This is a genomic window from Pseudogemmobacter sp. W21_MBD1_M6 (assembly GCF_052119585.1).
Lineage (GTDB): Bacteria > Pseudomonadota > Alphaproteobacteria > Rhodobacterales > Rhodobacteraceae > JBGQOJ01.
On record NZ_JBGQOJ010000007.1, the window covers coordinates 138,279 to 147,924 of the forward strand.

A 9,646-nucleotide genomic window follows, 5' to 3' on the forward strand; every position below is an offset into this window, starting at 1 on the left:
CTGCGGCCGGACCTGAACCGGCACCCCGCGCAAACGGTGATCTGTGGCGGGCTGCAACGTTTCGCCAAGGGGGGATGCAACAACTTTCAGGTCCGCAGGATCTGAAACAGATCGAACCCGGGCGCTTCAGACGCGCATCGACACAGCTGAATGCTGCGCTACTGACATTTCAAGTGATTGGTGCGGGCGGTGGGACTCGAACCCACACGGGCATACGCCCCTCAGATTTTAAGTCTGGTCTGTCTACCATTCCAGCACGCCCGCATCTGGCGCTGTCTTCAATTTCCTGCATCGGGCCTATATCGGACCTGAAAACAGTCTCCTCGTCGCAACACCTTGATCCGTATGCACGATCCATCCCAGACGCAAGGATTTTACGCCCCACGGCCCTGCCATTCCACCATGCAGAAACCGACAAGCGTCGCGCACCATAGCCGACGGGGCGGAAAGGTAAAGTGGCCGTGGCGGCCTAAAGATCGACGCCCGGCTCTTTGGAGATCATATTGCGTTCCGGCAACCAGGGGTTCAGCTTCAGCGCCTCGCGCAGCGCCGATTGCGCGGCCTTGGTCCGCCCCAACCCCTGCAACGTCAGCGCCAGTCCCGCCATCGCGGCGATGTGGTCCGGTGCCAGCTCCAGCGCCTTTTCGAGATCCCCGACCGCCAAAGGGTAATCCATGCGCAAGAAGTTCACAAACGCCCGCTGGTTGTACCCTTCGGCATAGCCGGGGCAATACGCGATCAGCGCGTCAAACGCGACAATCGCCGCGTCGAAATCATAGGCCGCGCGGTGCTTCATCCCCCGATCCAGCATCTCTTGCGCCACCGCATCCGGCGCTTTTGACCAGATTTCCCATAACTGGTTGGTCAGCGCACGCGCTTCCATCTCGTTCGGCGCGTCTTTGACCGCAGACATCAATTCCGACTTGCGGGGGTCTTGGTCGGTGACAACCGGACAGGTCTGCGCAAAGGCAGGGCTGGCAAGAAACAACAGGAACACGATGCGCTTCATACATGCAATGATGGCGCATCAAATCCAACCGTCAAGGGGGCGTCAAGGTCGGGCGCTATAATCCGCCCTCTTTCACCGCCTCCATCGCCACATAGGTCGATGTATTCGCGATATGGGGCAGCATGGAAATCCGGTCCGCCAGCACCGCGCGATAGGCGGGCATGTCCTGTGTGCGGACCTTCAACAGATAGTCAAAGCTGCCCGCGATCATGTGGCATTGCTCGACTTCGGGAATATCGCGCACAGCTTTGTTGAACGCGGCAAGGGCGGCTTCGCGCGTGTCGGCCAGCCGGACCTCGACAAATGCGACATGGTCGATGCCCAGACGTATCGGGTCCAGCAGGGCGCGATACCCTGTGATATAGCCCTCGGTCTCCAGCCGTTTCAGACGCGCCTGGGTCGGTGATTTGGACAGGCCGATGCGATCGGCAAGCTCGGTCACGCTGATCCGCCCTTCAGTCGTCATAATCCGCAGAATCGACCTGTCGAAACGATCCAACCGCGCATCACTTATTTGCATCGCATTCCCCCTGAAAATCAGTGAATAAAACCAGCCGTTGACGCAGATAAGATCAAATGGCTTTTGTTTCGGATGTAGAGTAGGCGAATTCATTGGAGTTTGCCATGCCTCACGATCGCTTTCCATCCCTGCGCGCCGAAATTGACAGCCACAAATACGCCGACGAGGCAAAGGCCCTGACCGCCCTGATCGAAACCGCCGATCTTGACGCCGCGACCCGCAAAAAGATCACCGCGCGCGCCGCCGCTTTGGTTCGTGATATCCGCGGTTCGGCAAAGCCCGGCCTGATGGAAGTGTTCCTTGCGGAATACGGTCTGTCCACCGACGAGGGCGTCGCCCTGATGTGTCTGGCAGAGGCCCTGCTGCGAGTGCCCGACGCCGATACCATCGACGCCCTGATCGAGGATAAGATCGCCCCCAGCGACTGGGGCAAGCACCTTGGCCACTCCTCGTCCTCGCTGGTCAACGCATCGACATGGGCATTGATGCTGACGGGCAAGGTTCTGGACGAGGGCGAAACGGGCATGGCCCGCCGTCTGCGCGGTGCCGTCAAACGCATGGGCGAGCCGGTGATCCGCAGCGCGGTGGCCCGCGCGATGAAGGAAATGGGCAAGCAGTTCGTGCTGGGGGAAAACATTCAGGGCGCGATGACCCGCGCCGCCGCGATGGAGGCCAAGGGCTACACCTATTCCTACGATATGCTGGGCGAAGCCGCGCGCACCGATGCGGACGCTAAGCGCTATCACCTGTCCTACTCCCGCGCGATTTCCGCGATTGCCAATGCCTGCACCAAGGACGACATCCGGTCCAATCCCGGCATTTCGGTCAAGCTGTCCGCGCTGCATCCCCGCTATGAAGAAGCGCAAAAGCAACGCGTGATGGAAGAGCTGGTGCCGCGGGTCAAATCGCTGGCGGCGCTGGCGAAATCCGCCGGTATGGGTTTTAACATCGACGCCGAAGAGGCCGACCGCCTGTCGCTGTCGCTTGACGTGATCGAGGCCGTGCTGTCCGACCCAAGCCTTGCGGGCTGGGACGGCTTCGGCGTGGTCGTGCAGGCCTATGGCCCCCGCGCCGCATCAACCATAGAATTCCTGTATGCCCTGGCCGAAAGTCTGGACCGCCGCATCATGGTGCGACTGGTAAAAGGTGCGTATTGGGATACAGAAATCAAACACGCACAGGTTATGGGCGAATCCGGCTTTCCGGTTTTCACCCGCAAACCGTCGACCGATGTCAGCTATATCGCCAATGCCCGCCGCCTGATGGGCATGACCGACCGCATCTATCCGCAATTCGCCACCCACAACGCCCATACCGTTGCCGCCGTTCTGGAAATGGCCACAGACCCGCGCGCGTTCGAATTCCAGCGCCTGCACGGCATGGGCGAGCGTTTGCATGACATCGTTCTGACCGCCGAAGGCACCCGCTGCCGCGTCTACGCCCCCGTCGGCGAACACCGCGACCTGCTGGCCTACCTTGTGCGCCGCCTGCTTGAGAACGGCGCGAACAGTTCGTTCGTGAACCAGATCGTCGACGAGGACGTCAGCCCCGAAACCGTCGCCTCTGATCCCTTCGCCGAGGTCGAAAGCTATCTGGCGGACCCGCACAACCCCGCTATCAAACGCGGTCCGAACCTCTACTCCGACCGGCGCAATTCAAAAGGATGGGACATCACTCACGCGCCTGACCTTGCCGGACTCGACGATGGGCGCACCGCCTACATGCACGAGATATTTGCCGCCACATCGGTGATCGTCGGCGAAACCGAAGGCCCCGGAACGATTGCCGTGGTGAACCCCGCCGTCCCGACAGAGGTGGTGGGCTATGTGACGCTGGCCGACGAAGCCGACATCGCAAAGGCGCTGGACGCCGCCGCCCCGTGGCATGCACCGCACGCCAAGCGCGCAGAGGTGCTGAACAGGGCCGCCGACCTGTTCGAGGACAACCACGCCCGGATCTTTGCCATCCTGACGCGCGAGGCCGGAAAATCCCTGCCCGATGCGATCGGCGAACTGCGCGAGGCAGTGGATTTCCTGCGTTACTACGCGAACGAGGCGGTCAAACAATCCGCCCCCGCACGCGGTATATTCACCTGCATTTCCCCGTGGAACTTTCCGCTCGCGATCTTCGCGGGTCAGATCGCCGCCGCCCTTGCCGCCGGAAACGGTGTTCTTGCCAAACCGGCGGAACAGACCCCGCTGATCGCCGATCTGGCGGTGCGCCTGATGCTGCAAGCCGGCGTTCCCCCGGCCGCCTTGCAGGTGTTGCACGGCACCGGTGCCAGCGTCGGTCGCGCGCTGACCAGCGACCCACGGATCGGCGGCGTGGCCTTCACCGGCTCGACCGCCACCGCGCAGGCCATCCGCCGCGCCATGGCCGACAACCTGTCGCCCGATGCCACGCTGATCGCCGAAACCGGCGGGCTGAATGCCATGATCGTCGATTCAACCGCCCTGCCGGAACAGGCCGTGCGCGATGTGGTGCAAAGCGCGTTCCAGTCGGCCGGTCAGCGCTGCTCTGCCCTGCGCTGCCTCTATGTGCAGGACGACATCGCCGAGAATTTCACCAAAATGCTGTTCGGCGCGATGAAAGAGCTGAAGATCGGCAACCCTTGGGACATCTCGACCGACGTCGGTCCCGTAATTGACCTGCGCGCCCTGACGGGCATCGCCGACTACATCACCGACGCGCGCGCCGCGGGCAAGGTTCTGTTCGAACTCGACACACCGCCGGAGGGTTATTTCATTGCCCCCACCGTGATCAGGGTCAGCGGCATCGCCGAAATGGACCGCGAGATTTTCGGCCCCGTCCTGCATATCGCCACCTTCAAGGCGGGCCAGATCGACCGCGTGATCGCCGACATCAACGCCACCGGCTATGGCCTGACCTTTGGCCTGCACACCCGCATCGACGACCGCGTGCAGCACATCGTCGAACGCATCCGCGCGGGCAACGTCTATGTGAACCGCAACCAGATCGGCGCGATTGTCGGCAGCCAGCCCTTCGGCGGCGAGGGCATGTCCGGCACCGGCCCAAAGGCGGGCGGGCCGAACTATCTGCCGCGCTTCACCGCGCCCGAAAAGATGGTTTTTGACGGCACCGCGTCGGGCGAGGTCAACCTGACCGCCCTGCAATCGGCCCTGACAAACGCCGCCCTGCCGCAATCGGTGCAGAAAACCACCATCCTGCCCGGCCCAACCGGCGAATCGAACCGCCTGTCGCTGTATCCGCGTTTGCCAATCCTGTGCCTTGGCCCGACGGCAGAGGTGGCAGAGCGTCAGGTGCAGGCGGCCTTTGATGCGGGCGGCGTCGGTGTCGCGGTCGCGGGTGCACTGCCCCCCGAGGCGCTGCAAACCCTGTCCGGCTTTTCCGCCGCCGTGTGGTGGGGCCCAGAGGATCAGGCCCGCGCCTATACCCGCGCGCTTGCCGCACGCGACGGCACCATCATCCCGCTGCTGACCGGCGGGCTGGATGCAGCCCGCGTTCTGGTAGAACGTCACGTCTGCGTCGACACAACCGCATCGGGGGGCAACGCGCAACTGCTGGCCGAGGTGGGTAACGCTTGACGAAACCGGCAACATGGGGGAGCGTGCCCCCATGTTCCCGATCCGCGACCACAACCCGTCCCTGAAGACACCCTATGTCACCTATGTGATCATCGCCATCAACGTGGCGGTGTTCCTGTTGTCATTGCCATTGGCCACCAATGACGCGGCCCTTGGCGCGTTCTACGGCACTTGGGCGATGATCCCTGAACGTGTGTCGGGCGGGGTGCAGCCCTACACGCTGGTCACCTCGATCTTTCTGCATGGCGGGCTGATGCACCTTGCGGGTAACATGCTGTTCCTATGGATTTTCGGCGACAATCTGGAAGAGGAACTGGGGCATCGCGGCTTTGCCCTGTTCTACCTTGTCTGCGGCATCGGCGCGTCACTGGCACAGGTGCTGGCAGACCCCGCGTCCTTGGTTCCGACCGTTGGTGCATCGGGTGCGATCGCGGGGGTGATGGGCGGCTACCTGCTGCTGTTCCCAAAGGCGAAGGTCGACGTGCTGTTCATCTTCGTGATCTTCTTCAAGATCTTCCCAATCCCCGCATGGATCATGCTGGGCATCTGGTTCGGCCTGCAACTGGTCAGCGGCTCCACCATAGACACCTCGAACGGCGGCGTCGCATATTGGGCGCATGCGGGCGGGTTCGTCATCGGGTTTGTGTACATGATCCCCGCGTGGCGCAGACGCGGCGGCGTCAGCTACTGGAACCGCACCCAAGGGCACCCGCCCCACCCCGACGCCAGCTATCCGATAGGGCGCAGCAACATCCCAACCGTGCGGCGGCGGCGCCGATAACCAGCAGCTATAACCCGAAGATCAGGCGCTGCGGATAACCTTGGCGAAGGACTCGAATATCTGGTTGTTCGCCGCGATGATCGTGCCTGTCTCGACCGGGTTGGTGTCCTTGGCGATGCCGTCCACCATGCCGCCCGCTTCGCGGACGATCACGATGCCCGCCGCCAGATCCCAGGCGTTCAGGCGACGCTCCCAGTAGCCGTCGTAGCGCCCCGCAGCCACATAGGCCAGATCCAGCGCCGCAGCGCCCCAGCGGCGCACACCGGCACAGCCGGGCAAGACGCGGGCAAGATCCTGCAACGTTTCCGGCAGATCGCTGCGGCCGGCAAAGGGCAGCCCCGTCGCATAGATCGTCTCGATCATCCGCGACCGGCCCGACACACGCATCCGGCTTTCGTTCATCCAGGCGCCCGCGCCCTTTTCGGCAAAGAACATCTCGTCCTTGGCGGGGTCGAAAACCACGCCCGAAACGATCTCGCCCTTATGCTCCAGCGCGATGGAAATCGCCCAATGCGGCAGACCGTGCAAAAAGTTGGTTGTGCCGTCCAACGGATCGACGATCCAGCGGCGCGTGGGGTCCTGCCCCTCGATCTCGGCGCTTTCCTCGGCTTTCCAGCCATAGGTCGGGCGCGCGCCCATCAGGTCTTCTTTCAGCATCGCCTCTGCGGCAATATCCGCGCGCGACACGAAATCGCCGGCACCTTTGGTCGACACCTGCAGGTTCTCGACCTCGCGGAAGTCCTTGACCAAGGATTTTCCCGCGCGACGCGCGGCTTTGATCATGACGTTGAGATTTGCACTGCCTACCATAACGGGCTCCTTATTCAGCGTGGGCGTATACGCGCCCCACGCCACGATGCCAAGGGGGCAATGCGCAGGCGGGTCTTGCCGTTTCATCAAATCCGTGATGATCAGGGCGCATGAACACGCCAGAACCCTTTGACACCCTGATCCTTGGTGCCGGTGCCGCCGGCATGATGTGCGCCGCCCATGCGGGGGCCCGTGGCGGGCGCGTGCTGGTCGTGGACCATGCCAAGGCCGCCGGCGAAAAGATCCGCATCTCTGGCGGCGGGCGCTGCAATTTCACCAATCTGTTCGCGGGGCCGGCCAATTTTCTATCGAACAACCCGCATTTCGCCAAATCCGCGCTGAAACGCTATACTCAATACGACTTCATCGACCTCGTGGCCCGCTACGGCATCCCCACCCATGAAAAAACGCTGGGCCAGCTTTTCTGCGACACATCCGCCAAGGACATCGTCGCAATGCTTCTGGCTGAAATGGCCAAGGTCGGCGCCGAACTGCGCCTGAATACCAGCCTGCGTGACATCACCAGAACCGACGCGGGCTTTGCGGCGACGCTGGAAAAAGACGGCGTCAGCCGCCCCGTCACCGCCCGCGCGCTGGTGGTGGCCTGCGGGGGCAAGTCGATCCCCAAGATGGGCGCAACCGGCTTTGGCTACCAGATCGCCGAACAGTTCGGCCTGCCCCTGACAGACATCCGGCCCGCCCTTGTCCCCCTGACTTTCGGCGAGGACATGATGGCGGGTTTCACCCCCATGGCAGGCGTCGCCACAGATGCGCGGATCAGTTGCAATGGCAACGCCTTTGACGAGGCGATCCTGTTCACCCACCGCGGCCTGTCCGGCCCCGCGACCCTGCAAATCAGCAGCTTCTGGCGCGAAAAGGCGGCGATCACCGTCAACCTGATGCCCCACGCGGATGTGTTCCAGACCCTGCGCGCCAAACGCGCCGAAAACGGTCGCCGCAATGTCGGCACGGTTCTGGGCGACCTGCTGCCCAAACGCCTTGCCGCCCATGTGGCCGAGCGGGCACAGACCCGCGGCAATATCGCCGATATGTCCGATCTGGCGCTTGCCGCGCTGGCAAAGGCAATCACCGACTGGACGCTTTTTCCCGCAGGCACCGAAGGCTACCGCACCGCCGAGGTCACGCTGGGCGGGGTGGATACCGACGCGCTGAACTCTAAAACGATGGAGGCAAAAACCGTCCCCGGCCTTTACTTCATCGGCGAGGTGGTCGATGTGACCGGCTGGCTGGGTGGCTATAATTTCCAGTGGGCGTGGTCCTCGGGCTGGGCCGCCGGCACCGCAATCGCGGGCTGATGGTTTCTTTGTTCCGGTAAATATCCTCGCGCGCAGCGCGAAACCCCTACCCTTTTGGCCGCACAGACTGCGCGTGGCGGAACACATCCTGCGGGTCATAGGCCGACTTGACCTCGACCAGACGCGCGTAATTCGCCCCCCAATAGGCCGCCTGCCAGTCCGGCAAATCCAGATCGGGGTAATTCACATAGGCCCCCGCCGCGCCCTCGCCCGCCAATATCCCCTGCACTTCGCGCATCGCCGCGATCCGCGCGACGGCATCGGCACCGGGCGGCACCGGCATGTCGAATTGCGCCAAAAACGCCGCATCGCCGCGGTGCACAAAGGCGGTGTCCGACGGCGCGATATCATCCACCGCCCCGCCCAGCGTTTCCAGGGTCACCGTCTGCGCGAACGCCCCGTCACGGTCGAGCGCGGCCACAACACGTTCCCATGTTCCGACACGCGCGGCACCTGTCAGAAAGTTCGACCCGATCTTGGCGTGCTCCTGCGGATAATGCGCCTTCGGCCACATCCGGTCGGCCACCACCCCGAACCCCGATTGCAGGACAACCGGATCGCGTGCGGGGCGGGCAATCGCATAAAGCCGCTGCGCGCCCGCCACCGAAACCGCGTGGTCCGCAACCGAAATCAACCGGCTGCGCATCTGGATCACGCCCGCGCCCCTGCGCGCGATATACAGATAACTGCCCATCCCGCGATCCAGCCGCAGGTTCACCTCCTGCCACTCGGCCAGAAACGCGGCGCAGTCCGCTATGGGCAGGTTCCAGTGCATCTGGATCAGCGTCGCCTCGGGCACGGCCCGCAGTGCGAACCGCGATTGCGTCACCACCCCGAAACTGCCCGACCCGCCACCGCGCAGCGCCCAGAACAGGTCGGCATGCGCATCCTTCGACGCGGTCACGACCTGCCCGCTGGCCGTCACCACACGGGCCGACAGCAGATGATCGCTGGCCAGCCCGTACGCCCGCGACAAAATCCCAAGCCCCCCGCCGCCCACATGCCCGCCCAGCCGCACCGTCTGGCAATACCCCGCAGGCAGCACGCGCCCGGTAACGGTGGTCAGGCTGTTCACCCCGGCCAGTGTCGCACCCGGCCCCGCGATCAGCGTATCCGCCCCCGCCAGCCGCGCCTCGTTCATCCGGCCAAGGTCGATCACCAGGCCCGCGCTTTGCGACAGCCCTTCGAAGCAATGCCCGCCGCTCATCACCGAAAACGGAACCCCGTTTTCCTGCGCCCAGCCCACCGCACGGCGCACGCCGTCCTCGGTCAGGCACAGCGCCCGATACTGCGGCGCGATCATCGTGCGCAGGTTAAAAGCCCGCTGGTCGGCACTGGCCCCCTGCCCGACCTTCCACAAAATCGATTCCGTATCGACGGGCACCCGTGCCATAGCAGCCCCTGCCGCAACCCCTGCGCGAAACGGCAGCCCTGCGGCCACAACCCCAGCCATTAATCCAAGCGCCGCGCGGCGGGAATGTTGCATCAAAACACCTTTTCGACGACCCGGATTCAGATTTTTCAACATGCTGCAAATTTCTATGGGCGGAAACCCGCTATGACTATAGGGCACCTCTAAAAATTGCGCCTGATCTGACGGCGGTGTAGACATTGGGCCAGTGTGAGATGGAGGCTGGTTGTCAT

The 9,646-nt window shown here is 63.4% G+C and carries 7 protein-coding genes and 1 tRNA gene; 3 read left to right on the forward strand and 5 right to left on the reverse strand.

Going from position 1 to position 9,646, the window contains the following annotated elements:
• Nucleotides 1-178 precede the first annotated feature (178 nt).
• The 3 genes from ACEN2R_RS10125 to ACEN2R_RS10135 form a co-directional block, all read right to left on the reverse strand.
• A tRNA-Leu gene (locus ACEN2R_RS10125) sits at nt 179-264 on the reverse strand.
• Between the two features lie 205 nt (nt 265-469).
• Nucleotides 470-1,009, reverse strand: a complete 540-nt coding sequence (locus tag ACEN2R_RS10130; RefSeq protein WP_442041807.1) for a tetratricopeptide repeat protein — start codon at nt 1,007-1,009, stop codon at nt 470-472.
• 55 nt (nt 1,010-1,064) lie between these two features.
• Complete coding sequence (locus ACEN2R_RS10135; protein WP_442041809.1) at nt 1,065-1,529, reverse strand: Lrp/AsnC family transcriptional regulator; 465 nt, start codon at nt 1,527-1,529, stop codon at nt 1,065-1,067.
• A 104-nt stretch (nt 1,530-1,633) separates the two neighbouring features.
• Here ACEN2R_RS10135 and putA point away from each other — a divergent pair, with 104 nt between their 5' ends.
• Together putA and ACEN2R_RS10145 are read left to right on the forward strand one after the other, a co-directional pair.
• Nucleotides 1,634-5,095 carry a bifunctional proline dehydrogenase/L-glutamate gamma-semialdehyde dehydrogenase PutA gene (putA, locus tag ACEN2R_RS10140; protein WP_442041811.1) on the forward strand — a complete coding sequence of 1,154 codons (3,462 nt, stop codon included), beginning with the start codon at nt 1,634-1,636 and terminating at the stop codon, nt 5,093-5,095.
• 31 nt (nt 5,096-5,126) lie between these two features.
• Entirely contained in the window at nt 5,127-5,876 is a 750-nt protein-coding gene (locus tag ACEN2R_RS10145; protein WP_442041813.1) for a rhomboid family intramembrane serine protease, read from the forward strand.
• A 21-nt stretch (nt 5,877-5,897) separates the two neighbouring features.
• Here ACEN2R_RS10145 and ACEN2R_RS10150 read toward each other — a convergent pair whose 3' ends face one another.
• On the reverse strand, nt 5,898-6,686 hold the full coding sequence (locus ACEN2R_RS10150; RefSeq protein WP_442041815.1) for an inositol monophosphatase family protein: 789 nt from the start codon (nt 6,684-6,686) through the stop codon (nt 5,898-5,900).
• A gap of 110 nt (nt 6,687-6,796) precedes the next feature.
• Between ACEN2R_RS10150 and ACEN2R_RS10155 the strand changes: the two genes are divergently transcribed.
• Nucleotides 6,797-8,002: an NAD(P)/FAD-dependent oxidoreductase gene (locus ACEN2R_RS10155; RefSeq protein WP_442041817.1), complete on the forward strand. Its 1,206-nt coding sequence runs from the start codon at nt 6,797-6,799 to the stop codon at nt 8,000-8,002.
• Nucleotides 8,003-8,048: 46 nt separating this feature from the next.
• Here the strand turns inward: ACEN2R_RS10155 and ACEN2R_RS10160 are convergent, their stop codons facing one another.
• On the reverse strand, nt 8,049-9,488 hold the full coding sequence (locus ACEN2R_RS10160) for an FAD-binding oxidoreductase (RefSeq protein ID WP_442041819.1): 1,440 nt from the start codon (nt 9,486-9,488) through the stop codon (nt 8,049-8,051).
• Between the last annotated feature and the right edge of the window lie 158 nt (nt 9,489-9,646).

Bases quoted from the DNA above. Each gene is read 5' to 3' on its own strand.
- ACEN2R_RS10135 (WP_442041809.1), bottom strand. From the start codon at position 1,529: ATGCAAATAAGTGATGCGCGGTTGGATCGTTTCGACAGGTCGATTCTG.
- ACEN2R_RS10130 (WP_442041807.1), bottom strand. From the start codon at position 1,009: ATGAAGCGCATCGTGTTCCTGTTGTTTCTTGCCAGCCCTGCCTTTGCG.
- ACEN2R_RS10145 (WP_442041813.1), top strand. From the start codon at position 5,127: ATGTTCCCGATCCGCGACCACAACCCGTCCCTGAAGACACCCTATGTC.
- ACEN2R_RS10150 (WP_442041815.1), bottom strand. From the start codon at position 6,686: ATGGTAGGCAGTGCAAATCTCAACGTCATGATCAAAGCCGCGCGTCGC.
- ACEN2R_RS10155 (WP_442041817.1), top strand. From the start codon at position 6,797: ATGAACACGCCAGAACCCTTTGACACCCTGATCCTTGGTGCCGGTGCC.
- putA (WP_442041811.1), top strand. From the start codon at position 1,634: ATGCCTCACGATCGCTTTCCATCCCTGCGCGCCGAAATTGACAGCCAC.
- ACEN2R_RS10160 (WP_442041819.1), bottom strand. From the start codon at position 9,488: ATGCAACATTCCCGCCGCGCGGCGCTTGGATTAATGGCTGGGGTTGTG.